Raw genomic sequence first — 23,450 nt, 5'->3', positions numbered from 1 at the left:
CCCGGGCGGCCCCCCGGGCGGCTCACCCCGCCCCCCACCCCCCCCCCACCCCCCCCCCCCCCCCGCGCCCCCCCCCCCCCCCCCGCGGCGGGGCTTTGATTGGCCTGGTCAGTCCTTGACGGTGGCGATCGCCTCGATCTCCACCCGGGCGCCCATGACCAGCGCTGCCGCCTGGAACGTCGTACGCGCCGGCGGATCGTTCGGGAAATACTCGCTGAACACCTTGTTCATCGGCAACATTTCCGCAAGGTCCGCAACATAGATGACGACCTTGTGGACATCTTGAAGCGACGAACCACCGGCTTCGAGAACGGCTTTCAGGTTCTCACAGACCTGGCGCGTTTCCGCCTCCATGCCGCCCACAGCCAGTTGCCCCGTGGCGGGATCCATACCGAGCATGCCGGACGTGTAGATCCAGTCGCCAACCTTGATGCCTTGTGACAGCGGTACCTTCACTGGCGGGACTTTGTTCGTGTGAATTACGGTTCTCTTCATGTTGCTCTCCTAAAGGTTGGTTAAATCTGCCTCGAGAGGCAGGCGGTTAAGGCACTTGTGCGCCAATCGAACTCGGCCTCACGCCTTCATAGGCGTGCTGCAGCAGATCGCGGATTTCGGCGCGCTGGGCGCTGCCGATCGGACGCGGGTTCCAATATGGGTTGGCAACCGCGATGTAAGCAGCCTTGTCAAGATCCTCGTGCCGCATGCCAATATCCTTCAATGCCACCGGGGCACCGTTTTGCTGCGCAAGGTCGAAAAGGCCAGCCGCCGCGCTCACCCCATTTCTTCCAAGCGCACGCTCGATGCGTCTGACTGCTTGTGGGGCCGCGGTTGAGTTGAACGCTATCGCGTGGGGCAGCACGATGGTATGGACTTCAGCGTGGGGCAAGTTGAATGTTCCGCCAAGCGTGTGGCAAAGCTTGTGGTGCAGCGCCATGCCGACCGTTCCGAGCACGGTGCCGCACAGCCAAGCCCCGTACAGCGCGTCGCTCCTGGCCGCTATCTCCGTGGCGTCCGCCCGGATTCCCGGCAGCGCCTGTGCAAGTGCGCGAATCCCTTCCTCGGCCATCAGATCCATGACCGGATTGCTGTCCTGCGCGTACAAACCCTCTGCGGCATGCGCGATGGCGTTCATCGCGCTGGTGACGCTCATGCCGACTGGAAGCGCCAGCGTGAGCTCGGGGTCGTAGATTACGGTGCGAGGCAGCACGCGCGGATCCTTGCCAGTCTTTTTGAGTCCGGCTTCCGTGATGCCATAGATCGGCGTCATCTCGCTTCCAGCGTAAGTCGTCGGAATTGCAAGCACTGGGAGGGAAGACTCGAGCGCAATCGCCTTGCCCAGTCCAGTCGTGGATCCACCGCCGATCGCAATGGCGCAATCGGCATTGAGCTGACGCGCGAACTCACGGGCTTCCCGCGCAGTTTCGATCGGCACATGCATCACCGCGCGTGCGAACACCCCTGCAGCTCGGTTGCCGATGCGCTCGGCAATCGCGCGAGCCTGTTCGGCCTGCTCGGGAGTCGAAAGAACGATCGCTCGCCTGGCACCCAGCAGATCGATCTCCCGCTCGAGGTGCGACAGGCTTCCGGCACCGAAAACCACTCGCGAGGGTTGCGCGGTATAGACGAAGTCCTTCATGTCCCTCAACTCGAGTGCCCCCGAGCCGGGTTGAGCACGAAGTCAAACTCCAGCAGGTAGCTGCCATCCGCCTGCTCCTTCCACTCGCAGATCAGCGACTGGCGCACGCCGAATACGGCATCCGAATCGAGATAGTCGCTCTTGTCGCGAAAGACATGCGTGACCAGCGTCTGGTAGCCGGGCGCCTTGATCATGAAATGAAGGTGCGCAGGGCGCCAGGGATGGCGTCCTGTGGCTTCCAGTAAGCGACCCACGGGACCATCGTGAGGAATTGCGTAGGGAACAGCGAGGATGGATCGGAAGCAGAACGTGCCGTCACCATCCGCCGTCAATACGCCCCTCGCCTGGGCTTGCTCCAAGCCTTCTTGTTGTACGTCATAAAGTCCGTCTTCGTCGGATTGCCATACATCCAAGACGGCGCCCGGGATGGCTTTACCCGCGATGTCGCGGACGGTCCCGCGCACCAGGCAAGGCGTACCCTTCGCCCCGTTGGCGATGTCATCGCCGAGCTCATACCGGGGCGCACCTTCGACATGGAAGGGTCCGAAGACAGTCGATTCTGTGCATCCTCGCGGCTTCTCGGTATTCATCGCAACCGTGAGCATGGACAACCCCAACACGTCGGAGAGCAGGATGAACTCCTGACGCTTCGAGTCCGTGATGTGTCCGCACTGCGTGAGGAAGTCGACTCCCTGGAACCATTCCTCCTCCGTCAGCTTCACGTCACGTGCAAAAGCATGGAGATGCTGCACCAAGCTCGTCATGATCTGCTGGAGACGAGGAGTCCCGGCCTCTGCGAAGCTGGCGATCACGGCCTGAGTGATGTTGTCTTGATTGAGGTTTCGCATGGTTCACAAGAAGCGCGTTTTTTCGCGTGGGGCAGTCGAACTTTAAAATTTCACAAAGTAGATGAAAAGTCGCTGAAGTGGAAATGATATTTCCTGAGTTTGGAAAACTGGATCGGTTTACCGTGGCTCGCCATTGAAACCGGGCGCACTCAATCGCCAGCCGACCGGCGCTGAAGGCCACGCGCAAAACTTCGGCCCACGAAAGGCAAGGCAACAGCCGCCGACAACAGGACTGGAGTAAAGCCGAACCGGTCCACGACATACCCGGCGGCGGTCACGCCCAGCGCCTGCCCGGTGAACAGGAAAGACGCGAATACGGCCACGGATGTCCCCCGTGCCGCAGGCGCCATCTGGGTTGCGTGGGTCTGCAGGGTGTTGTGATACAGGAAGGTTCCGAAACCCACCACCAGGGCGATAAGGCCAGAAAGCAGAGGCCCCGCAGAAATCCACCAAGCCAGAAAGCCGATCCCCATCAGCCAGCCACCTGCCAGCACCATGCGCCATTCCCCGAAGCGGGCCACGATGTGCCTGGCGGTGAAGGCGTATACCAAGCCGCCGACCGCATTGAGAGCTGCCAGGGCAGAAGCCGTGGACAGCGGCAGTTCGTGGCGCACATGCAGGTAGGTGGGTAGATAGCTCAGCGGCCCTAGTAGGAAGAACCCCTCTGCCAGTACCGCCAGCAGCACGACACGCGCCCAAGGCAGGCGCAGAACGTACAGCAACTGCTGCGACATCGGCACCCGAGAAGCAGCAGCGACGGGCGCGGCGATCGAGGCATGTACCTGCCGCGCTTGCGCCATGAGCAGGAGCGCCACAACGGAGTACCCCACGCTCAAGCTGAGGAAGGCGGCGCGCCAGCCGACGGCCGATTCGGCAAAGAATCCGCCGGCCAACTGGCCTGCCATCATTCCCGAGATGGTCCCTGTGAGCAAGCGCGCCAGCGTTACCTGGCGCTGGTCGTAGGGGACGGTGTCACCGATCCAGGCCATGGCCAGCGGGATCACACCCGCGGCGGCGATGCCCCATGCGACGCGGGTCCAGACGAGCACTTGGAAGTCGGGCGCAAGCGCCGACGCCAAGGATGCCCCCGCACAGCCGGCGAGCGCCAGACGCACCAAACGTGCCTTGCCATAGCGGTCGCCCATCGGTCCGAACAGCAACTGCACCAGGCCGTAGGCGACGGCAAACCAGATGATGACCTGCCCGGCTGTACCCGGCGTCACGCTGAAGTCGCTGGCCAAGCGCGGCAGCATCGCGTCGCAGATGCGCAAGGCGGCCGCGCTGAAAAACGCTGCGCCAGCCAAGAGGGGGACCGTCATGGCGCCACTGGCGGTCGCTCGGGGTGTCCGCTCACAATGGATGGGCCGGCTGCCCGGCTTTCAACGTTACCCTGGCCGAGGTTGCCAGCGAAGTTCATGAGGACGGAAAGGTCAGGGGTTTCGTCGATTGCGCAAGGCGTTCGGAGAGGCGGCACAAAGGGCCGGCAGTTGCCCTCTGATCACTTCAGCGTTTCTTGGAGGTGAGCGCCGCTCAGGCTCTCGCGCTCCCATGCCAACTGGGTCGGGCAGCTGGTGGGGTCGACCTCCCGTGCTTCGTAGTAAGGCTGATACGGCTTGTACAGGTTGTAGATGCGACGCAGTTCCTCCACCGCGGTCCCGTGCATGTCGACGCGCAGGTCCCATGCCGCATAGCTCTCGCGATCCATCACGACCACACAGGCCGATCGCTCGGGCAAATGTCGGTCGTTGGCGGTCTGGCCACCTGCGTCCCTGCCGGACTCCAGCGTGCTGATGAGGCGTTCAACCAGCGGCCAGGTCGCATCTTCATTGAACTTGGCCTCCATCGCATTGAGCACGTGTTCGCCTGCTAGTACGTTCCCGAAGACGGTGTAGTCCGTCCCCGTCTTGTCTCCGGCCCAACCCGTGACGCGCGAGCCCGTGTGAACCACGCCCAAACCGTCTCGTGTCATCACGGCGATCTGGCGAAGGCTCTCGTGGACGTCATCCTGGACCAGCGCTGCAAGCACGCTTTTGCTCGTTAGCCCTTGCCGCAGCAGGCTCTGCCCCAGAGGGGCATTCCGCCTGCGCCCGTTGGCCTGTGACATCACGACGCCATAGGCACTGTGCGCTCCTTGCGTGAACGACCCGAAGGCAACTGAATACGTCGCAACGGCGACGCCGATCTGGTGAGTCCGAGGGCAGCGCCCGATTACTGTGTAGGTCACGATGAATTTTTTGTCAGGGTAATAGGTATAGGCTCAGTCAAGGCGAATGTTGTTGCGCTTCACGACTGCTCCCCACTCTTCGAAGTCTTTGGCCAGGAATGAAGCAAACTGCGCCTGTGTTCCACCCACTGGAATCAAGCCTAGATCGAGCGCCTTCTGTTGGAACTCGCTCGATGCCACGATCTTCTGCAATGCCACTGATAGACGATTCAGGGCTTCCGGAGGGGTGCCGCGCGGCGCCAGGATTCCATTCCATGAATGCAACTGGTTGCCGGGATAAATCTCCGACAGGACAGGGACACCTGGCAGATTCGGCACACGCCCATTTGCAGACACTGCCAACCCTCGCAGCTTGCCTCCGTTGATCTGAGGGATGGCGGCAGCTGACGCTTCCATCGAAAACTCCACGTCCCCACTCATGACAGAAAGGATGCCTCCATCCTTGTATGGAATTGCCGTCATAGCAATGCCCGCCTTCTGCACGAACTGGAGGGCAGCAATGTGGCTTGGCGTGCCGTCTCCGTATGTCGCGTAGTTCAGCTTGCCCGGTTCCCGTTTGGCGGCTTGCACCAACTCATCGACCGACTTGAACGGGGAGTTAGCGCGAACGATCATCACAAAAGGAACTTCCACGACATGGATGACCGGCACCAGATCGGATGCCTTGTATGGAAGCTTGGTAAACACATGTGGATTGAGCGAAACCGACGGAGCCGCGGTAAAGAGAAGCGTGTGTCCATCGGCGGGAGCTTTGGCCACAAGGTCCGTGCCAATGATCTGGCTCGCCCCAGGCCTGTTGTCGACGAGGACCGGCTGGCCAAGATCCTTGGTAAGGCGCTCTGCAATGAAGCGGGCCGTGACATCCGGAGAGGCTCCTGCCGGCCAGGGGACGACCAGGCGCACCGGCTTTGTCGGAAACGGCGTCTGGGCGAAGGCGGACGTGGACAGGAGTGCCGCTGCCGCGAATACAGACGCGGTGCGGCGTGAAACGGCGCAACGAAAAAGATTGATTCTCATGTCTGGCTCTACGAAAGGAATGGGTTGAAGTTCAGGCCAGGTGCGACGGCGGTTTGCCGTACTCGCGTTCGATACCGCGCTCCTTGAGCCAGTCCTTGTGCCGGGGCATGACCGACGGGTCATCGACCAACGCCTCGTAATACTCCACCAGTGGCATGTACCAGTCGACGATCCGCCGCAGTTCCGCGATCGGCTCGGACGCGTGGTCGCAGCGCAGATCGAGCCGCGCCGTGCCCTTGCGGCCGAACGTCTTGATTGCCGCCGAGGTCTGGCCCTCCAATTGGCCGCCGGCATCGCGGCCACCTTCGATGGCGCGCAGCAAGCGGTCGTCGAAACTCGCAGCTCGGTTGCTCTCCCATGCCTCGCAGATCCCATCGATGGTCTTCTCGCCGGCGAGCACGTTGCCGAAGGCGATGAAGTCGGGCCCGATGCGGTGCCCCGCCCATTGATAGTTCTTCTTGCCCGTGAAGACCGCCATCCCGCCGCGTGCATCGAGGACGCCGACCTGCCGGTATTCCCAGTGTTTGTCCATCTGCTCCATGTCGATGAGCACCTTCTGCGCTGAATATCCTCTTTCAAGCAGGCCCAGCGCCACCTTGCCCAGCCGCGGTTCCACGGAGGATTGATAGGAGAGCACGCCGGCCTGCGCCGACCCGAACGGCGCTATCCAACCCACCGCCGGCGAGAAGCTCGAAATGCAGAGACCGAAATCACCCGACTGCTTGTCGCGCGCAATGATCGTGAAAGTCATGACTAAAACTCCGTTTTTGAATTGATGAGATTGACGCTTTCCGCTTGGCTGAGTCAGTCGAGTCGAATGCTGTTCTGCTTCACCACTGCTCCCCAGTTGTCGAAATCCCTGGCCAGGAACGAACGAAACTCTGCAGGCGTTCCCCCGGCGGGAATCAATCCAAGTTCGAGCAGGTACTGCCGAAACTCGCTCGATGCCGCGATCTTCTGCAGTGGCGCAGACAAGCGATCCACCACTTCCGCAGGAGTGCCACGCGGCGCCAGGATGCCGTTCCACGAGTACAACTGGCTGCCGGGGAAGCTCTCAGATAGGGCGGGTATGCCAGGAAGACTCGGCATACGTCCGTTCGCAGATACCGCCAGCGCGCGCAGCTTCCCTCCCTTGATTTGAGGAATGGCGTCCGCCGAAGCGACGAACGCCCAATCCACGACTCCGCTCATGAGGTCGAGAATGCCTCCATCTTTGTATGGCACGTGCGTCATCGTCGCGCCGGTCTTCTGCAACAGCTCCAGCATCGCAACATGGTTGGGGGTACCCGGACCATGAGACGCATAGGTCAGCTTGCCGGGCTGCTGCTTGGCGGCTTGCAACACCTCGTCGACTGACTTGTACGGGGAACTCGCACGAACGCTCAGCACAAAGGGAACGTCGACGAGGTGAATGATCGGCACAAAGTCTGACGACTTGTATGGCAGCTTGGTAAACAAATGCGGATTGAGCGAGATCGCGGGAGCTGTGCCGTAGAAAAGCGTGTATCCGTCGGCGGGAGCCTTGGCCACTGTGTCCGCGCCGATGATCGAGCTTGCCCCCGGCTTGTTGTCTACAAGCACTGGCTGTCCAAGATCCCTGGAGAGGCGCTCGGCAACAAAACGGGCCGAAACGTCTGGTGACGTTCCCGCTGGCGTGGCGACGACCAGCCGAATGGGCTTCGTCGGAAACGCTGTCTGGGCGAAGACAGATCCGCCTACGAGCATTGCTGCCGTGAGTACAGACGCGGTACGGCGGGAAAGAGCCGCACGGAAACGATTGATGCTCATGCTTTCTCCAAAGTGGGCGATTCGGATAGACCCATGTACCGAACCGGTGAGCCACACTTTAGAATTTCACAATTAGGACGCAAACCACCCAGCCCGGAATTCACATTTCCAAAAGTCGGAAAAATGGATCGATTCACTGAGCTATCGCTCTTCATTCAGGTTGCTGAGCGTGGGGGGCTTGGTAAGGCCGCCGAGGCGTTGGGCTTGTCCAATCCTGCCGCAAGTCGCACCTTGGCTTCGCTCGAGAACCGTGTCAAGGTGCGGCTGGTAGAGCGGAACACGCGTCGCCTGTACCTGACACGCGAGGGGCAGGAATTTCTTGAGCGTGCGAGGCACATCCTCAGTGAGTTGGAAGACGCGGAATCGGCACTCCAAAGCGCTACGCTCAATCCCTCGGGCGTTCTACGAGTGAGTGCCTCGCTGTCTTTCGCGATGCAAATCATCGCGCCTCGCTTGCCACGCTTTCAACAGTTGTACCCGCAACTGCGGGTGCACATAGAGACCGCGAACAGGTACTTGGACATGATCGACAACGGGATCGATGTCGCAATCCGAACACGCGAACTGGAACCGGACAGCACCATCACTATTCGCCGGCTGGGGACCACACGGAGATTCTTGGCGGCCTCGCCGGCATACCTTGCGAACCGAGGCGTGCCGCAACACCCGAACGAGCTGTCACGGCACGCGCTTTTGCTATACGTCTATGCGAAGAACCCGAATGAGCTGAGTTTCACCCGCGGGGCGCAGCGGGAATCAGTGGCGGTTCATGGCTTGCTCGAGTCGAACGATGGCCAGGTCCTCAGGGCAGCTGCACTGAACGGCCATGGAATACTCGTGCAGCCCAGCTACATCCTCTACGACGACGTTGTTGCCGGTCGCTTGGTGCCTGTACTGGACGAGTGGGAGTTGCCGCAACTCACGATCAATATCGCCTACCCCAATCGAAAGCACTTGTCGGCGAAAGTTCGCGCGTTCATCAACTTCATGGTTGATGAATTTGCCGACCATGAATACGAGCGGAAGTGGACCGGACGGATGTGACGGTCGGGCTTTCGGGATCAAGAGCTTGGACCTACCCGTCTCGTGCACCTATGCGTCCAGCAACTAAAGATGCAACCGGCAAAGAACTCTGGGTCGGAAGCGCTGAGTTCGTTACCGAGCGCGGCGCGCTGGCCGGCACGACGACTACGGGGCACTGCTGCCTTAGAGCATACGATTCCGCGGCGCATGAATCGTCGCGCAAACGTCCGCGCTCGTATCACGCGCAAGAGCATAGTTGATTGACGGATTACGCTGGCCCAGCCGTCTCCCGTCCCCGATCTGCGCGCGGCCAGCGGCGTATCACCGTGGGGTCCGAAAGCCCTAGTGCCGTGGCTGCGCCGCTGAGGCTGCCTTGCTCCGAAACCTGGGCACACAGCGATTGCTTGGTGAACTAATCCAATTTTCCATCTCAAGGAAATGTGATTTCCAGAAATTTCTCTTTGCACACGATCGATGAATTTATAGAGTGCAGTTCATCTCTCACGCCGAAGTCGAATATGCGGAGCCTCGATCAGACAACCTCATTCAATTGGCGATCGCCAGCCTCGAACTGGTGGGCTTGCCTAGTCTCCTAGACTGCATCGGCTCATGAAGAGCATCGCGCAGAAGCTCAGGACAGAGTTGGAGTCTGCAGCGCCGACGCTCTAGGGACCTGCACATGATCCCTATTCATGCGGTCGATTTCGTGTGCGAAATCTGAACGTCGAAGATATTTCGACAGCAGTTCGCAACTGGACAACTCATATCAACAGAGGGAAGCGGGTACCACCCTGCGGTGCGCATGCGTGCGCGCGCTTCTTCTATACCCGGAGCAATTCACCATGGTTACTGTCCGCAATATCGCATCCCTCATCGCTGCGCTTGCCGTATACGGGGGAAACGTACCGGCCATCGCGCAGGCGCCCGCGCCCGCCGCGGTCTCAGTCCCGCAGTACGGAAACAACATCAATCTCGAGCAGGCCCGCCACGCTATCGGTGCTGCGCTTGCCGAGGCTCGCCGAATCAACGTTCCCATGGCGGTGGCAGTGGTGGATACCGGGGGCAACCTCGTGGCATTCGAGAAGATGGACAACACTCAGAACGCCAGCATTCTGGTCGCCCAGAACAAGGCGGTGTCGGCCGCGATGTACCGTCGTCCGACCAAAGCGTTTCAGGATGCGCTGGCAGCTGGCAACGCCGGCCTGCGCATTCTTACCCTGCCCCATGCGAACGCAGTTGAAGGCGGCATTCCGCTGATGCAAGCGGGCATGATCGTCGGAGCGATCGGCGCCTCAGGCGGCTCTCCAGATCAGGACTCGGTCGTGGCGACTGGTGGCGTGGCAGCGATGGGGCGATGAGGCCTTGCCGACATCGCCAACAAGTGCGCATGTACCTGCATGCCCTATTGAAACCGGCTCGTCAACTTAGGAGTGGATATGAAATTTCGCCATGCACTGCTCGCCACAGTATGCAGTTCGCTTTTTTTGACAATGACTGCGAATGCCCGCGAGTACCTCAAATCGGAAGCTGGGCAGCCCCGTGGGTATTCCACCGCGGTGGCGACGCAAGGCGGAAAGACGCTCTGGATATCGGGTCAAGTCGGTATAAGGGACGAACAAGGAAAATCGATGGCCGGCGACTTCGAAGGCCAGGCCCGCGTGATCTTCCGAGCCATCGACGCAGCGGTCAAACGCGCCGGCGGCAGCATGAAAGATGTCGTCAACATTACTGTCTATCTGACCGACCCCAGGCTGCTGGAGCCGCTCATTCCGATCCGCCACGAGTTCTGGCCCGAAGGCAACTTCCCTGCAAGTACGTCTATCACGGTACACAGTCTGCCTTTCGTGGGAATGATGATTGAGGTGTCTGCAATCGCGGTCATTGGTGATAAATAGACTTTCCTGTTGGCGGCGAATGATGGTCCGATCCCGTCCGCCGGATTGCAAGGGCATTGGGTACGTCTTGGTGGTTTGCTTTTCTTAGTGCGATGGCTTGAATCCGGAAAGGGCAGACATCCTTGCCTTGAGGGCCTCGATGAATGCGGTCACGCGCGCGGGCCTGTAGATGCCCGGAGGCAGCGCGACGTGAATGGCGATCGGCTCAAGCCACCAGTTCGCCAGCACCCGCTGCACCCGGCCCGTGTTGAGGTCTTCCTGGCACATCCAGGGAGCCGCTGCGCCGATGCCCGCTCCGTTGAGGATCGCGCGGTAGCTCGACAACAGGCTGTCGGTCTGGACCGGCGTGTCGAGCATGACCATGCGGGAGCGGCCCGCCCGGTCCAGCATGCGCACGTTGCCGGTCACGTACGGTACGAGCCCCACGCAGGGCAACTGCGAAAGGCGCGCGATGCTGACGGGCTCCAGCTTCTTGAGCAGTTCGGGCGTGGCGATCAGCACGCGCTCCATCGTGCCGAGCTTGCGGCTCACCAACCCAGGGTCACGCACCTCGCCCACGCAGACCCAGCAATCCGCGCCCCACGCCGTCAGGTCGAGCAACCGATCTGTCAGCGTGAGTTCGACACGCAACGCGGGATGCGCCGCGCGCAGGTCAGTCACCGCGTCAGTCAGGAAGCCCGTCCCGTACCCCGAAGGCCCGATCACGCGCAGCGTGCCTTCTGGCCGGCTCTGCCCGCCCTTCAGGCGTTGCGACAGGCCTGACCAGCGATCGCCGAGGTCGCGGGCCTCGACGAGCAGCGATCGCCCTTCATCGGTGAGCGAAAAGCTCGCGGTCGTGCGCAGCGCCAGCTTGCAGCCGAGCAGCCGCTCCAACTCGAGCAGTCGCCGGCTGACCGTGGGCTGCGTCATGCCCAGCAAACGGGCCGCCTTGCTGAGCGATCCGCTCTCGCCGATCTTCTGAAAAGTGTCGAGCAGATCGAGTCGGTCATGTACGTGCTTCATGCGCTATACGTATAGCACTTCATCGCTCCATGCGTCTAGCGGAAAGTGACTGCGCTTCGTATCGTCGGGCCATGAACACTTCGAACTCCCCCACGGCCGGCATCGCCCGGATCGGCGACGAGCCCAAAGGCGGCTCCGTCCTCGGCTTCTACGCACCCAAGGGGTCGGTCCGTCCGCCGCGCGTCGCCCGCGGCGAAGGCGTCTTTCTGTGGGACGCGAACGGCAAGCGCTATCTCGACGCAACGGCCGGCGCCGTCGTCGCGAACATCGGCCACGGCAATCCGCGCGTGCTGGCCGCGATGACCGAACAGGCGTCAAAGGTGACCTTCGCGTACCCGCGCTTCTTCGAGAGCGAGCACAACATCGCGCTGGCCGACAGCGTCTGCGCACTCGCGGGCGACGGCTTCGATCGCGCATTCTTCGTCTCGGGTGGATCGGAGGCCAACGAGGCAGCGATCAAGCTGGCGCGCCAGTACGCGGTCGTGACCGGCCAGGGCAACCGCGCGAAGGTGATCTCGCGCGACCCCAGCTACCACGGCTCGACCCTCGGTGCGCTCGCGGTCACGGGCGATGCCAACACGCTCAACCTGTATGGCCCGATGGTTCGTGCCATGCCCAAAGTGCCGGCGCCCTTGTCGTACCGCATCCCCGATGGCCACACGGTGGAGTCGCACGAGCAGGCGTGTGCCGACGCGCTCGAACAGACCATCCTGCGCGAAGGCCCGGAGACGGTGCTGGCGTTCATCCTCGAACCCATCGGCGGCCTCTCGACCGGCGCGGTGGTGTCCTCGGCGGCGTACTTTCGGCGCGTGCGCGAGATCTGCGACCGCTACGGCGTGCTGGTGATCTTCGACGAAATCATGAGCGGCGCCGGCCGCACCGGCGCCTTCCTCGCCGCGCACCACTGGGAGGGCGCGCGCCCCGACCTCGTGACGCTCGCCAAGGGCCTGGCGGCCGGCTACACGCCGCTCGGTTGCCTGCTCGCACCGAACAAGATGGTCGATGCAATCGCGGGTGCCGGCGGCTTCGTGCACGGCCACACCTACTTCACGAATCCGCTGTCGTGTGCAGTGGCGCGCGCCGTGGTCGACGAGGTCGTGCGGCAAGACCTCGTGGCCTGCGCACGCGACAGGGGGGAACTGCTGATGGCACGCCTGCGCGACATCGCCTCGCGCTCTCCGATCGTCGGCGACGTGCGCGGCAAAGGCCTGCTCACCGCCATCGAGATCGTCTCGGACAAGGCAAAGCGCAGCCAGTTGCCGGTCGCTTTCAACGCACCCGCGCGGTTGACCGAGCACGGGTTGAAGCATGGCATCGCGCTCTACAACCGCCGGGCCAACCTCGGCGCCTTCGGCGATTTCCAGATGATCACGCCGCCGCTCACGATCACCGAAGCGGAGATCGACGAGTTGGCCGACCTGCTCGAAAAGTCGCTGGCCGATCTCGCCGACGAGATCGCACGCAAGGGCCTCGCGCACTGAATCCGGCGACCGCACCGATTTCGCAACCCACCCAGGAAAGCCTCCGATGAAGCTCCCGTTCACCCTGAAGGTCACGCTCGCCTGCACCGCGCTGGCCTTCGCAGCCGCGGCCACCGCACAGATCAACACCGCGCACGGCCCGCTGAAGCTCATCGTCGGCTACCCGGCCGGCGGCTCGGCCGACGTGCAGGCGCGCACGCTTGCCGACAAGCTGGCCGCCGAACTCGGCACGGTTGTCGTCGTCGACAACCGCACCGGTGCAGGCGGCGCGATCGCGGCTGACTACGTTCGCACGGCGCCGGCGGACGGGCTCACCGTGCTGCTGGCCAACATGCACATGATGGTCATGCTGCCGCTCACCACGAAGTCGGTGCGCTACGACCCCGTCAAGGACTTCAAGCCCATCGGCCGCATCGTGAGCTTCTACGAAGGCATCGCGGTGCCTGCGGAGCTGCAGGCCAAGGATGTGAAGCAGTGGCTCGACATCGCCACCAAGGACCCGAAGAAGGCGAACTACGGCGTGCCCGCACCGGGCAGCGTCTCGCAGTTCATGGGCTACCGGCTCGGGAGCGACGCCAAGGCTGGCCTCGTCGCCGCGCCGTACCGAGGCGCCGCGCCGCTGGTGCAGGACCTGCTCGGCAACCAGATCTCGGCCGGCATCATGCCCATTGCCGATCTCGTCGCTCACCAGCAGTCGGGCAAGCTCAAGGTGCTGGCGGTCAACGGCACCCGGCGTGCCGCATTGCTGCCCGACGTGCCGACGCTCAAGGAACTCGGCCAGCCGCATTTCGACAACCTGGAATGGACCGGCCTCTTCGTGCCGGCGGGCACGCCGCGGCCCATCGTCGACCAACTGAATACGGCACTCGGCAAGGCATTGGCCAACAAGGACGTGCAGGAACGGCTGCTGAAGCTCAGCAGCGATCCGAATCCGAGCACGCCCGAGGAACTCTCGGCCCTCATCGCCGACGACATCAAGCGCTGGGGACCGGTGGTGAAGGCCTCGGGCTTCACGTCGGAATGACAGCGGCCGCCCCGCACCCGATCCCGCCGCACAAAGCGCTGCAGCTGCCCGGCCTGCACGGCTACGCCGATGCCAAGACCGTGGCGGCGGGTGACCTCGTCCGCTTCCACGTCAGCAGCAACGTGCCCTACGAATTCGCGGTCTGCCGGCTGGGCAGCGACGTCGAAGGACGCAGCGACGACGTGCCACTTGAAGCGTTCACGCCGCATCAGGGGCGCGTGCAGCCGATCCACCCCGGCTCCTACGTGCATATCGAACGTGGCTTGCCAGCCGGCCTTCCGCTGCGCGGATTGAGCTTCGAATGCTGGATCAAGCCCTGGACGGTCGACGTCAGGCAGACCATCGTCAGCCAGTACGACGACCCCGCGCACCGCGGCCTTGCGCTCTTCATCGAACCGGGCGGCGCACTGTCGTTTCATCTGGGAGACAACGCCACGCCATCGCACGGCCGGCTTGCTGCGCGTCGTTGGCAGCACATTGCCGCCACGTGGGACGGCGAGCTCGCAACGCTGTGGATCGATGGGGGGTGCGTGGCGCAGTGGCCCGCGCTGCAGGCCGTCGCGCCCGCAGCCGCGCCGCTGCGGCTCGGCGCAAGCGGCATCGCCGGCCTGGCCGACCTGTTCCTCGAAGCCGACCTCGTCATGCCTGCGTTGTACGACCGGGCGCTGTCGGGCAGCGAGATCGCCGCCCGCCATGGACAACGCGGATTGCAGATCGCAACGGGCCGTTCGGTACTCGCCTGTTGGCCACTGCGGGAAGAGCGCGGCTCGCAAGTGGCCGATGCCAGCGGATACCAACGCACGGGACGCATCGTGAACCACGCCACCTGGATGATCGTCGGCCCGGCCTTCGAGCCCGGCAAGGTCGGCCAGTACGAAGAAGACGAATCGCCCTACGACCCGCTCCACGACCCGACGCGCGGGCACGGCCTGCGGTTCGCGGGCGATGATCTCTACGATTGCCGCTGGGACGCGGTGCACGAATTCCGCATGCCCGAAGACGCCCGATCTGGCGTCTACGTCGGCCGCGCGCGCTTCGATATCGAAGGCCGCACGGCGGACTACGACATCACCTTCATCGTGCGCAAGCCCGCGCACGTGGCACCGGCCCCGATCCTCGTCCTGTGCGCCGTCAACAGCTGGCTCGCCTATGCCACCACGCCCTTCGCGAAGAACGTGATCGACGACCCGGTATGGCCGCGCCGTTCGGAGGGCCTGGAGAACAGCCACCCCGAAGCGCCGGCCTACAGCAGCTACGTCTATCACCGCCACGGCCAACCCTGCTACCAGGTCGGCCTGCGCATGCCTTGGCCAAACGCCAGTCCCAATGCGCTCTACGATCCGGCCGAGAGCGGCTTCGGCCAGTGGACGCGGCTCGAACGACACCTGCACGTGTGGCTCGACCAACAAGGCTACGACTACGACGTGATCGGAGACATCGACCTGCATCGCGACCCGTCGCTGCTCGCTCGCTACAAGACCGTGGTCATCAACGGCCACAGCGAATACTGGTCGCTGCCCGGCGTGGAAGGGCTCGACGATTTCCTAAAGCGCGGCGGCAGCGCTGTCGTGCTGTCGGGCAACACCATGTACCTGCGCGTGAGCTACGACGAAGACTTCACCGTCATGGAGCAGCGCAAGGTCAATGGACCCGATCACGACGACACCAGGCCTCCGGTTGGCCCACCGGCAGGCGCGTTTGGCGAGCAGTACCACAGCCAGGACTGGGCGCGCGGCGGACGGCTCAAGGCATCGGGCCGGCCTGCCGGCGAGATCATCGGCCTCGAAACTGCCGGCTGGGCCTTCGCCGACGGCGATGACTTCGGCGTCTATCACGTCGAGTTGCCCGCGCATGCGCTCTTCAACGAACCGCAGCCGCTGGGCCTCGGCAAGGGCGAAACCTTCGGCCACGCACCCGGCGGTGGGCTGCCGCGCGCCATCGGACACGAGTGGGACCTGACTCTTTCGACCCTCGCGAAGATGACGAAGTGCTGCCCCCCGGGTGCTTCTCTTCCCGTCGCACAGGAGGGCATCGAGGTCATCGCCAAGGGCATCCGGCGCGTCCCGGGCAAGCTGGACGCCTACCTCGACTACTACTCGAGGCCCACCGAATCGCTCGACGGGCTTTCGGCCGAAATGATCTATTGGGAGCGGCCGCAAGGCGGGCGCGTGTTTCATGCAGGCGCCGTCGGCGCGGCCTGGGTGATCGGCAACGACCCGCTTTTCGGACAACTGCTTGGCAACGTGCTGCATCGTTTCGGCGTGGCCCCCAGGAATCTCATGCAAGCGCCCACCAGCAAAACGGCACCGCGATGACCACACATCCAGAAATCACCTCTCACACGGCGCTCGATGCACCCCTGTGGACGCCTGCGCCGGACCGCAAGGCACGGGCCCTGATCACGCTCTTCGAGGCCTGGCTGGATCGCGAACGCGGTCTTCGCTTCGAGGACTATGAGGCGCTGTGGCAATGGTCAGTGACCGATCTGGAGGGCTTCTGGAGCGCCGTCCTGGCCTTCTTCGAGCTTCCGTTGCGAACGCCGTATGAGCGCATCCTGTCCAGCGACGACATGCCGGGCGCCCGCTGGTTCGAAGGCGCCCAACTCAACCTGGTCGACCAGGTGTTCCGCCACGCGCACCTGGCCTCGCCCGCGATCGTATTTGAAAGCGAAGCCTCGGGCACCGGCGCTGTGAGCTGGGACGAGCTCAAGCGCCAGGTGGCATCAGTGGCCCAGGCCCTGCGTGACCTGGGTGTGCAGCAAGGTGACCGAGTGGCCGGCTACCTCCCCAACATCCCCCAGGCGGTCGTTGCGTTCCTGGCCGCCGCCAGCTTGGGCGCGGTGTGGTCCCTGTGCGCGCCGGACATGGGGCCGGTCAGCGTGGGCGACCGGTTTCGCCAGATCGAGCCCAAGGTGCTGGTCGCAGTAGATGGCTATCGCTTCGGCGGCAAGCCGTTCGACCGCCGCGGCGCACTGGACGAGATCCTGCGCGAGCTGCCGACGGTCACCGGCATCCTCTGGATTCCGCATCTTGACGCGGCTGCGCATCCGCCCGGGCAGGCCACGGGCCGCACGACGGTGCGCTGGCAGGAGGCCATCGCATGCGTGACAGCCTGGCAGCCGGCGGCGCTCCCGGCAGATCACCCGCTGTGGATTCTTTACTCGTCGGGAACGACGGGGCTGCCCAAGGCGATCGTCCACGGCCACGGTGGCGTGCTCGCGAACGGCATGGTGAACATGGTCCTGCATGGCGACCTGCACCCGGGCGAGCGCGTCTTCTGGGCCGCCAACACGTCGTGGATGGTGTGGAACGCGCACGTCATGGGGCTGCTGGGGGGCGCCACCCTCGTGCTGTACGACGGCGCCGTGACCGGCGCCGGTGCCGAGCCGGACTGGGGCCACCTGTGGAAGCTGGCGGGACGGCTGGGCATTCACGTCTTCGGCGCCGGCGCTGCGATCCACCACGCCTGCCTGAAGGCCGGCATCGTGCCGCGCGAGATCGCGGACCTGCGGCAGTTGCACACGGTGTCGTCCACCGGCTCTCCGTTGTCACCCGAGGCTTGTGATTGGCTGTACAGCGCCGTCAAACAAGATCTCTGGCTCAACATCGTTTCCGGCGGAACGGACATCGCGGGCGGTTTCCTAGTGGGGCTCCCCTCCCTGCCGGTGTACACAGGCGAGATGCAATGCCGCACCTTGGGCGCCTGCGTGCAGGCGTGGAACGAGGCCGGCCAGCCCGTGCTGGACGAGGTGGGGGAACTGGTGTGCACGAGGCCCTTGCCTTCGATGCCGTTGTACTTCTGGGGAGACGAGGGAAATCGGCGGTACCTGGAGAGCTACTTCGAGACCTTCAAGGACAGCCGGGGCCGCAACGTCTGGCGGCATGGCGACTGGTTGCGACTGGCGCCACGGCCGGAAGCCACGGCAGGCGTGATCTACGGCCGTTCAGACGCCACCATCAACCGCCAAGGCGTGCGCATGGGAACATCCGAGCTGTACCGTGTCGTGCAAGGCATCACCGAAGTGCTGGACAGCCTGGTCGTGGACCTGGAGTACCTCGGGCGCGATTCGTACATGGCGCTGTTCATCCAGTTACGGCCCGGCATCGAGTTGGACGAGCCGCTGGCGCAGCGCATCCGGCAGGCCTTGCGCACGGGTCTGTCGGCACGCCACGTCCCCAACGAAATCGTCCAGGTGAGCGCGATCCCGAAGACCATCACTGGCAAGAAGCTGGAGTTGCCCGTCAAGAAGCTGCTGCTGGGCCACGCGCTCGAGAAGGTCGTGAGCCGAGATGCGCTCGCCGAGCCTGGGAGCATCGACTGGTATGTGGATTTCGCCCAAAGGTACCGCCGTCGCATAGGCTGATGCGGATGTGCATGATGGCTGGACCAGATGAGGGATCCCAAACCATCGGGACTGATCGCAGGAAGACAAAGTTTCCGCTCCGTGCACTTTCTTTGACCCAAGGGGACTCGAAGCAACACCCACAGCTTCAATTGGCAGACCTCTGTGCTGGGGTCATCAATCACTTCTACAAGTGCCAAGTCGGTGGCCTGACCGACGGCCTCACGGGCGCGGTCATGGACCTCAAATGTCTCGATTGGGGCGACAACTTCGTATTGCCGCAGCCCGATGTCACGCCAGAGGCACTTGGCACAGCCGAAACAGATGGATCCAACAGTGTTGAAGCAATGGTTGAGTATCTAGAGCGAAGGAAAGTCCGGAAGCGAGCGGGCTGAGAAAACCGGTGAATTCACGCGAATACTCGCGTTGAATCAGTTAGCGGCTCCCGTGGCCGAGCCGTCGCGGTCCGACAAGGCTCTGACCCTGACACTCGTGGCAGCGCTGACGCTGGTTGACGTGCAGGTGCTGGATCTCCTGACCGTCTCGGGCGGCACGGTCCTCTCGATGGCCGAGCGCGCGCTTCTGTGAAGCCGGGGCCTTTCAGGCCTTTGCGTCAATGTGCCGCTGCACGTCCTATGTGTGCGGCACGTTGGCCTCCGCCGCGCCCTCGGCCTTGGGCAGCAGGCTTACCGACCAGTGGCCGCCTTCTTCCTGCTGAGGCGCCAGGAGGTCGTAGGTCTTGACCATGTTCAACAGTCCGGAGTGGCCGTAGGTCTGGGGCGAGAAGGCCGGGTCGGTGCGCTTGAGGTACTGGCCCAGGACGCCCAGGCCCACCTTGCCTTCGGACGTGTCGCTGGCCAGCAGTGCGACGGCCTCGACGAGGAAGCGTGGCCGGCGCTTCGGCGCCGGCTTGGGCGGTTCTTGCTTCGGCGGTTCGGCCTTGGCCGGCTCCGCTTTCGCGGAGGCCTTCGGCGCGGGCTCGACCACTGCTTCCGCCGGTGGTTCGGGACGTGTCCATTCGAAGAACTGGTCGCTGGCGTTGCGCAGGGCGTCGGGCGTCTTGGGCTCGCCGACGATGCAGACGGTGGCGCCGCGTTCGCGCAGCTTACGGCACAGGTAGGCGAAGTCGGAATCGCTGGTGACCAGGCAGAAGGTGTCGGCTCGCTGGTCGAAGAGCGCTTCTAGCGCGTCCAGTGCCAAGGCGATGTCGGCGGTGTTCTTGCCGGCGGCGTACTGGTACTGCAGGCAGGGGGTGAAGGCCAGCCGCACCAGGGCATCCTGCCATTTGTTGGCCAGCGTGCCCTGGTTGCCGTAGCCGCGGCGCAGAACGACGCGGCCGAACTGCGCCACCATGCGCAGTGCGTGTTCGAGGATGTCGGGCGGTACGTTGTCGCAGTCGACCAGGACGGCCACACGTGTCTCTGTTGCGGTTGGGGCAGTGTTCATCCGGGGTTTCGCGTTGCTGGTTGAATTGCCCGCAACAGTAGCTGATTCCGGGCGTCTCCGGCCATGGAGGTATGGCCGGCCGCGCTGTCGTGCTTGCGCATCGAGCCACCCTTGGCGTCTCGCCCCTTGGGGCTTCCATCGTTCCCTCGCTCCGCTCGGCTGACGCCTTCGGCCCGGCTCGTTGATCCGGGCCTGCGCGCTTCGCTTGCGTGGGGTCGGCGTGAAGAGTGGCCATTGCCAGTCCAGCCATCTTTCCTTCCCTCATCACCTTGTCCGCGACCGTAGCGCGCGCCGGGGCGCCGTCAAGGCGCGCCAGGCCGTGTCCTCGCCTTCGGCTGCGGGCCGCACCAGCCCCGGCGCTTCTTCCTTGACGGCGCCCCGGCGCGCGCTCCTGTTGGCCGCGGGCGATGAACTCAGGAAAGACGGTGGCAACGAGGCCGACCGGGTTCTTCGTGCCGACCCCACCGGAAGACCCGAAGAGGGCTCCGAATCTAGGAATCCGGTGAGGCTTTTTCAACAGCCAACCTTGTCAGGAGAAAGACCATGCAACTTGCATCCCGTTTCCGTTTCGCCGACCACTCGCCGGTGCTGCGCTCGGAACATCCGTTGTCGGATGACCAGATACGGACCGTCGCGCCGTCCATCTTCGCGCAGGCCCCGCACGGCAGCCGCTCGGAGCGCTACAGCTACATACCCACGGCCAGCGTGCTGCGGGAATTGAGAGGGGAGGGCTTCGAGCCCTTCATGGTGTGCCAGACCCGTGTGCGGCAGGAGGGGCGGCGCGACTTCACCAAGCACATGATCCGGCTGCGCCATGCAAGCCAGATCAATGGTCAGGAGACCAACGAAATCATCCTGCTCAACTCCCATGACGGGACCAGCAGCTACCAGATGCTGGCGGGCATGTTCCGCTTCGTGTGCAGCAATGGGCTGGTGTGCGGCGATACCGTGGCCGACGTGCGCGTGCCCCACAAGGGCGACGTGGCGGGCCATGTGATCGAAGGCGCCTATGCCGTGCTGGAAGGTTTCGGACAGGCGCAAGCCTCGCGCGAATCCATGCAGGCCGTCACGCTGGACGCCGGGGAATCCGAGGTGTTCGCCCGCGCCGCGCTGACCCTCAAGTACGACGACCCGGACAAGCCCGCACCCATCACGGAAGCGCAAATCCTGATGCCGCGCCGCACGGACGACGAGCGCCGCGACCTGTGGAGCGTGTTCAACCGCACGCAGGAAAACCTCATCAAGGGCGGCCTGCGTGCCCGCGCCAGCAACGGACGCCGCCAGAGCACGCGGCCCGTTCAGGGCATCGACCAGAACCTGCGGCTGAACCGCGCCCTGTGGCTGCTGGCCGATGGCATGCGCCAACTCAAGGCCTGAGCCATTCCGAAGGGGCATGCAGCCCCTCCATTCATTCCTCGGTTTTACGTCTTTCCATCTTTCCGATTGGAGCTACTCATGAACACCGCTACCTTTCAAGAAACCGCTGCCATCGGCGCAGCCGCTTACATCGCCGCATCCGTCCCCACGGGCGGCGCTGCCGCTGTCGCGGCTTCGCAGCAACTGCTGCTCATTCCGCTGTCCAGGCTGCGGCCTTCGAGCCGCAATGTGCGCAAGAGCGGCGGCACGTCGATCCTCGAACTGGCATCGAGCATTGCCCGCGTGGGCTTGCTGCAAAACCTCACTGTGGTGGCCGCACCCGATGGCGAGCACTACGAGGTGGTCGCTGGACGGCGGCGCTTGGCTGCGCTCATGCTGCTGGTCAAGCGCCGCAAGCTGGCGAAGGACCATGAGGTGCACTGTCTGTTGGTGCAGGACGATGCGGCGCGTACCGTGAGCTTCACCGAGAACGTGCAACGCGAGGCCATGTCGCCCATCGAGGAACTGTTCGCGTGGAAAGACCTCGTGGCCGAGGGCCGTCCGGTGGAGGACATCGCGGCCGACTTCGGGGTGACGCCTTTGGTGGTGCAGCGGCGCCTGAAGCTCGCCAATGTCTCGCCCCGGTTGCTGGCGGACTTCGGATCGCAGGCCGTGACGCTGGAGCAGTTGATGGCGCTGGCCATCACCGATGACCATGCGGCGCAGGAGGCGGCGTTCTACGAATCGCCGCAATGGCAGCGCAGCCCCGAGGCGCTGCGCGATCACCTGACCGGTGACGAGATCGACGCCGGCCGCGATGCGGTGGCGCGCTTCGTGGGGGTGGAAGCCTACGAGCAGGCGGGCGGCGGGGTGCGCCGCGACCTGTTCGCGGACGAGCAAAGCGGCATCTTCCTGACCGATGGCGCGCTGTTGGATGCGCTGGCGCGCGACAGGCTTGCACCGACCGTCGAGCAGGTGCGGGCCGAAGGCTGGGCATGGGTGGATGCCGCGCCGCGTGTCACGTCCTCCGATCTGTACCAGTTCCAACGCGCGCGCAGCGCGCGGCGCGAACCCTGCAAGGCCGAGGCCAAGCGAATCGCCAAGCTCGAAGACCAACAGGCGAAGCTGCAGGCGCGGTTGGACGACGAGAACGCGGACATGACCGACGAACAGGCGCAGGCGCTGCAGGAGGAAATGGACGAGCTCTGCAACGAGCTGGATGCCATCGAGCAGAAGCTGGTCGAATACTCGCCCTCCGTGGTGGCGCTGGCCGGGGCCGTGGTGTCGGTCGATCACATGGGCGGCGTGGTCGTGCACCGCGGCTTGATGCGCGAGGAACAGGCCAAGACCTTGCGGGAGCAGGCGCGGCAGGAAGAGGGCGGGGCAGGCATTAACCCAGTCGATAGCGACGGACCGGCCAAGCCCGGCATCTCGGAGAAGCTGGCGAAGCGCCTGAGCGCGCATCGGACCGCCGCCTTGCAGGCCGAGGTGGCGCGGCACCCGCAAGTCGCGTTGGTGGCCTTGGTGCATCGTCTCGCTATGCGTGTGATTGTGGACAGCTACGGCTCGGGCGGTTCGCCGGTCGATATCAGCGCCACGCCGCAGGACGGGTTGGGGCTGCATGCGCCGGACGTGGCGCAGTCGCTTGCAGCCATCGGCATGACGAAGGTTCGACAGGCTTGGGCCGATCGCCTGCCTGACAACCCGGAAGCACTGTTCGCCGAACTGCTGACCTTGCCGCTGCAGGAACTGCTGTCGCTGCTGGCGGTGTGCGTGGCCTCCACGGTCAGCGTGCTGGCTTCGCACGAAGAGGAGGTGCCCGCCGCCGCGCTCGCGCGGGCGGTGAACCTCGATATGCACGACTGGTGGACGCCGACCGCTGCGGGCTATTTCGAGCATGTCTCGAAAGCCAAGGCGCTGGAAGCGGTGCAGGCGTTCGCGCCGGATCAGGTGAACCGGCTGGGCAAGCTCAAGAAGGCCGAGATCGCGAGCGAAGCCGAGCGGTTGGCGGTGGGTACGGGCTGGTTGCCTGTGATGTTCCGGGGGCAGGACGCTGCTGTCGCAGCCGAAGCGGAAACGCGTGTCGTGCCGGAGAGTGAGGTCAGGGCCGAAGCCGTAGGCCGTGGCAGCATCGAGGCGGTGGCCAAAGAGGGCGAGCACGCTACTGCGTGAACATGAGCCCCGGCCTTCGGGCCGGGGCTTTTGAATCGGCGCGACCGGGGGGGGGGGGGGGGGGGGGGGGCTGCTGGGGGGTGGGGATGCGCTCGGCCAGGCGGTCGGCCAACTGCCCGGTCAGCGACTGGGTGGAGGTGCGTGTCAGCATGCGTTTTCCGGGCCGGGCCGGCTTCTGTGTCGAAGGACTGACCAA

The 23,450-nt window shown here is 64.1% G+C and carries 20 protein-coding genes; 10 read left to right on the top strand and 10 right to left on the bottom strand.

Annotation, left to right across the window (positions count from 1 at the left end; translation table 11 throughout):
- Nucleotides 1-108 precede the first annotated feature (108 nt).
- The 8 genes from ACCC97_RS26610 to ACCC97_RS26575 all read right to left on the bottom strand — a co-directional run bounded on the left by ACCC97_RS26610 (nucleotide 109) and on the right by ACCC97_RS26575 (nucleotide 7,513).
- Complete coding sequence (locus tag ACCC97_RS26610; RefSeq protein WP_125966973.1) at nucleotides 109-495, bottom strand: RidA family protein; 387 nt, start codon at nucleotides 493-495, stop codon at nucleotides 109-111.
- Between the two features lie 46 nt (nucleotides 496-541).
- A complete protein-coding gene (locus ACCC97_RS26605) occupies nucleotides 542-1,636 on the bottom strand; it encodes a maleylacetate reductase (protein WP_209535059.1) in 1,095 nt (364 codons plus the stop codon).
- Between the two features lie 5 nt (nucleotides 1,637-1,641).
- On the bottom strand, nucleotides 1,642-2,484 hold the full coding sequence (locus ACCC97_RS26600) for an intradiol ring-cleavage dioxygenase (RefSeq protein WP_145745813.1): 843 nt from the start codon (nucleotides 2,482-2,484) through the stop codon (nucleotides 1,642-1,644).
- Nucleotides 2,485-2,633: 149 nt separating this feature from the next.
- A complete protein-coding gene (locus ACCC97_RS26595; RefSeq protein WP_145745812.1) occupies nucleotides 2,634-3,803 on the bottom strand; it encodes an MFS transporter in 1,170 nt (389 codons plus the stop codon).
- A 179-nt stretch (nucleotides 3,804-3,982) separates the two neighbouring features.
- Complete coding sequence (locus ACCC97_RS26590; protein WP_209535060.1) at nucleotides 3,983-4,708, bottom strand: DUF1028 domain-containing protein; 726 nt, start codon at nucleotides 4,706-4,708, stop codon at nucleotides 3,983-3,985.
- Nucleotides 4,709-4,741: 33 nt separating this feature from the next.
- Entirely contained in the window at nucleotides 4,742-5,725 is a 984-nt protein-coding gene (locus tag ACCC97_RS26585; RefSeq protein WP_209535062.1) for a tripartite tricarboxylate transporter substrate binding protein, read from the bottom strand.
- A gap of 31 nt (nucleotides 5,726-5,756) precedes the next feature.
- Nucleotides 5,757-6,476 carry a DUF1028 domain-containing protein gene (locus tag ACCC97_RS26580; RefSeq protein ID WP_145745809.1) on the bottom strand — a complete coding sequence of 240 codons (720 nt, stop codon included), beginning with the start codon at nucleotides 6,474-6,476 and terminating at the stop codon, nucleotides 5,757-5,759.
- 53 nt (nucleotides 6,477-6,529) lie between these two features.
- Nucleotides 6,530-7,513: a Bug family tripartite tricarboxylate transporter substrate binding protein gene (locus ACCC97_RS26575; protein WP_145745808.1), complete on the bottom strand. Its 984-nt coding sequence runs from the start codon at nucleotides 7,511-7,513 to the stop codon at nucleotides 6,530-6,532.
- A gap of 123 nt (nucleotides 7,514-7,636) precedes the next feature.
- Between ACCC97_RS26575 and ACCC97_RS26570 the strand changes: the two genes are divergently transcribed.
- The 3 genes from ACCC97_RS26570 to ACCC97_RS26560 all read left to right on the top strand — a co-directional run bounded on the left by ACCC97_RS26570 (nucleotide 7,637) and on the right by ACCC97_RS26560 (nucleotide 10,431).
- The gene (locus tag ACCC97_RS26570; RefSeq protein ID WP_145745807.1) at nucleotides 7,637-8,557 is read left to right on the top strand and encodes a LysR family transcriptional regulator; all 921 of its coding nucleotides are present in this window, start codon (nucleotides 7,637-7,639) and stop codon (nucleotides 8,555-8,557) included.
- A gap of 821 nt (nucleotides 8,558-9,378) precedes the next feature.
- Complete coding sequence (locus tag ACCC97_RS26565; RefSeq protein ID WP_145745806.1) at nucleotides 9,379-9,894, top strand: GlcG/HbpS family heme-binding protein; 516 nt, start codon at nucleotides 9,379-9,381, stop codon at nucleotides 9,892-9,894.
- Nucleotides 9,895-9,972: 78 nt separating this feature from the next.
- The gene (locus tag ACCC97_RS26560) at nucleotides 9,973-10,431 is read left to right on the top strand and encodes a RidA family protein (protein WP_261380356.1); all 459 of its coding nucleotides are present in this window, start codon (nucleotides 9,973-9,975) and stop codon (nucleotides 10,429-10,431) included.
- A gap of 84 nt (nucleotides 10,432-10,515) precedes the next feature.
- Here ACCC97_RS26560 and ACCC97_RS26555 read toward each other — a convergent pair whose 3' ends face one another.
- Complete coding sequence (locus tag ACCC97_RS26555; protein ID WP_145745805.1) at nucleotides 10,516-11,433, bottom strand: LysR family transcriptional regulator; 918 nt, start codon at nucleotides 11,431-11,433, stop codon at nucleotides 10,516-10,518.
- Nucleotides 11,434-11,504: 71 nt separating this feature from the next.
- Between ACCC97_RS26555 and ACCC97_RS26550 the strand changes: the two genes are divergently transcribed.
- From ACCC97_RS26550 to ACCC97_RS26530, 5 genes are all read left to right on the top strand, one after another.
- Entirely contained in the window at nucleotides 11,505-12,914 is a 1,410-nt protein-coding gene (locus ACCC97_RS26550; protein WP_209535064.1) for an aspartate aminotransferase family protein, read from the top strand.
- Nucleotides 12,915-12,960: 46 nt separating this feature from the next.
- Complete coding sequence (locus ACCC97_RS26545; protein WP_209535066.1) at nucleotides 12,961-13,938, top strand: Bug family tripartite tricarboxylate transporter substrate binding protein; 978 nt, start codon at nucleotides 12,961-12,963, stop codon at nucleotides 13,936-13,938.
- Nucleotides 13,935-16,253 carry a LamG domain-containing protein gene (locus ACCC97_RS26540; protein WP_209535067.1) on the top strand — a complete coding sequence of 773 codons (2,319 nt, stop codon included), beginning with the start codon at nucleotides 13,935-13,937 and terminating at the stop codon, nucleotides 16,251-16,253. The genes ACCC97_RS26545 and ACCC97_RS26540 overlap by 4 nt, the downstream gene beginning before the upstream one ends.
- A complete protein-coding gene (locus ACCC97_RS26535; protein ID WP_145745801.1) occupies nucleotides 16,250-18,301 on the top strand; it encodes an acetoacetate--CoA ligase in 2,052 nt (683 codons plus the stop codon). Before ACCC97_RS26540 ends, ACCC97_RS26535 begins: the two co-directional genes overlap by 4 nt.
- Nucleotides 18,302-18,727: 426 nt before the next feature.
- Nucleotides 18,728-18,868 (top strand): JAB domain-containing protein, encoded by a 141-nt coding sequence (locus ACCC97_RS26530; RefSeq protein WP_261380355.1) that lies wholly within the window; start codon nucleotides 18,728-18,730, stop codon nucleotides 18,866-18,868.
- A 45-nt stretch (nucleotides 18,869-18,913) separates the two neighbouring features.
- Here the strand turns inward: ACCC97_RS26530 and ACCC97_RS26525 are convergent, their stop codons facing one another.
- Nucleotides 18,914-19,726 carry an NYN domain-containing protein gene (locus ACCC97_RS26525; RefSeq protein ID WP_145745799.1) on the bottom strand — a complete coding sequence of 271 codons (813 nt, stop codon included), beginning with the start codon at nucleotides 19,724-19,726 and terminating at the stop codon, nucleotides 18,914-18,916.
- Nucleotides 19,727-20,269: 543 nt separating this feature from the next.
- Here ACCC97_RS26525 and ACCC97_RS26520 point away from each other — a divergent pair.
- Together ACCC97_RS26520 and ACCC97_RS26515 are read left to right on the top strand one after the other, a co-directional pair.
- Complete coding sequence (locus ACCC97_RS26520; RefSeq protein ID WP_145745798.1) at nucleotides 20,270-21,103, top strand: DUF932 domain-containing protein; 834 nt, start codon at nucleotides 20,270-20,272, stop codon at nucleotides 21,101-21,103.
- Between the two features lie 78 nt (nucleotides 21,104-21,181).
- A complete protein-coding gene (locus ACCC97_RS26515) occupies nucleotides 21,182-23,254 on the top strand; it encodes a ParB/RepB/Spo0J family partition protein (protein WP_145745797.1) in 2,073 nt (690 codons plus the stop codon).
- The last annotated feature ends 196 nt before the right edge of the window (nucleotides 23,255-23,450 follow it).

This window comes from Variovorax sp. Varisp85, from assembly GCF_047304045.1.
In the GTDB taxonomy this organism is placed as follows: domain Bacteria; phylum Pseudomonadota; class Gammaproteobacteria; order Burkholderiales; family Burkholderiaceae_C; genus Variovorax.
The sequence above is the reverse complement of the archived record's forward strand: the minus strand, read 5'-3'. Positions and strand labels throughout refer to the sequence as shown.

What these genes read in the sequence shown, in the direction of transcription:
- ACCC97_RS26610 (WP_125966973.1), bottom strand. Translation starts at nt 495, where the DNA reads ATGAAGAGAACCGTAATTCACACGAACAAAGTCCCGCCAGTGAAGGTA.
- ACCC97_RS26605 (WP_209535059.1), bottom strand. Translation starts at nt 1,636, where the DNA reads ATGAAGGACTTCGTCTATACCGCGCAACCCTCGCGAGTGGTTTTCGGT.
- ACCC97_RS26600 (WP_145745813.1), bottom strand. Translation starts at nt 2,484, where the DNA reads ATGCGAAACCTCAATCAAGACAACATCACTCAGGCCGTGATCGCCAGC.
- ACCC97_RS26595 (WP_145745812.1), bottom strand. Translation starts at nt 3,803, where the DNA reads ATGACGGTCCCCCTCTTGGCTGGCGCAGCGTTTTTCAGCGCGGCCGCC.
- ACCC97_RS26585 (WP_209535062.1), bottom strand. Translation starts at nt 5,725, where the DNA reads ATGAGAATCAATCTTTTTCGTTGCGCCGTTTCACGCCGCACCGCGTCT.
- ACCC97_RS26580 (WP_145745809.1), bottom strand. Translation starts at nt 6,476, where the DNA reads ATGACTTTCACGATCATTGCGCGCGACAAGCAGTCGGGTGATTTCGGT.
- ACCC97_RS26575 (WP_145745808.1), bottom strand. Translation starts at nt 7,513, where the DNA reads ATGAGCATCAATCGTTTCCGTGCGGCTCTTTCCCGCCGTACCGCGTCT.
- ACCC97_RS26570 (WP_145745807.1), top strand. Translation starts at nt 7,637, where the DNA reads ATGGATCGATTCACTGAGCTATCGCTCTTCATTCAGGTTGCTGAGCGT.
- ACCC97_RS26565 (WP_145745806.1), top strand. Translation starts at nt 9,379, where the DNA reads ATGGTTACTGTCCGCAATATCGCATCCCTCATCGCTGCGCTTGCCGTA.
- ACCC97_RS26560 (WP_261380356.1), top strand. Translation starts at nt 9,973, where the DNA reads ATGAAATTTCGCCATGCACTGCTCGCCACAGTATGCAGTTCGCTTTTT.
- ACCC97_RS26555 (WP_145745805.1), bottom strand. Translation starts at nt 11,433, where the DNA reads ATGAAGCACGTACATGACCGACTCGATCTGCTCGACACTTTTCAGAAG.
- ACCC97_RS26550 (WP_209535064.1), top strand. Translation starts at nt 11,505, where the DNA reads ATGAACACTTCGAACTCCCCCACGGCCGGCATCGCCCGGATCGGCGAC.
- ACCC97_RS26545 (WP_209535066.1), top strand. Translation starts at nt 12,961, where the DNA reads ATGAAGCTCCCGTTCACCCTGAAGGTCACGCTCGCCTGCACCGCGCTG.
- ACCC97_RS26540 (WP_209535067.1), top strand. Translation starts at nt 13,935, where the DNA reads ATGACAGCGGCCGCCCCGCACCCGATCCCGCCGCACAAAGCGCTGCAG.
- ACCC97_RS26535 (WP_145745801.1), top strand. Translation starts at nt 16,250, where the DNA reads ATGACCACACATCCAGAAATCACCTCTCACACGGCGCTCGATGCACCC.
- ACCC97_RS26525 (WP_145745799.1), bottom strand. Translation starts at nt 19,726, where the DNA reads ATGAACACTGCCCCAACCGCAACAGAGACACGTGTGGCCGTCCTGGTC.
- ACCC97_RS26520 (WP_145745798.1), top strand. Translation starts at nt 20,270, where the DNA reads ATGCAACTTGCATCCCGTTTCCGTTTCGCCGACCACTCGCCGGTGCTG.
- ACCC97_RS26515 (WP_145745797.1), top strand. Translation starts at nt 21,182, where the DNA reads ATGAACACCGCTACCTTTCAAGAAACCGCTGCCATCGGCGCAGCCGCT.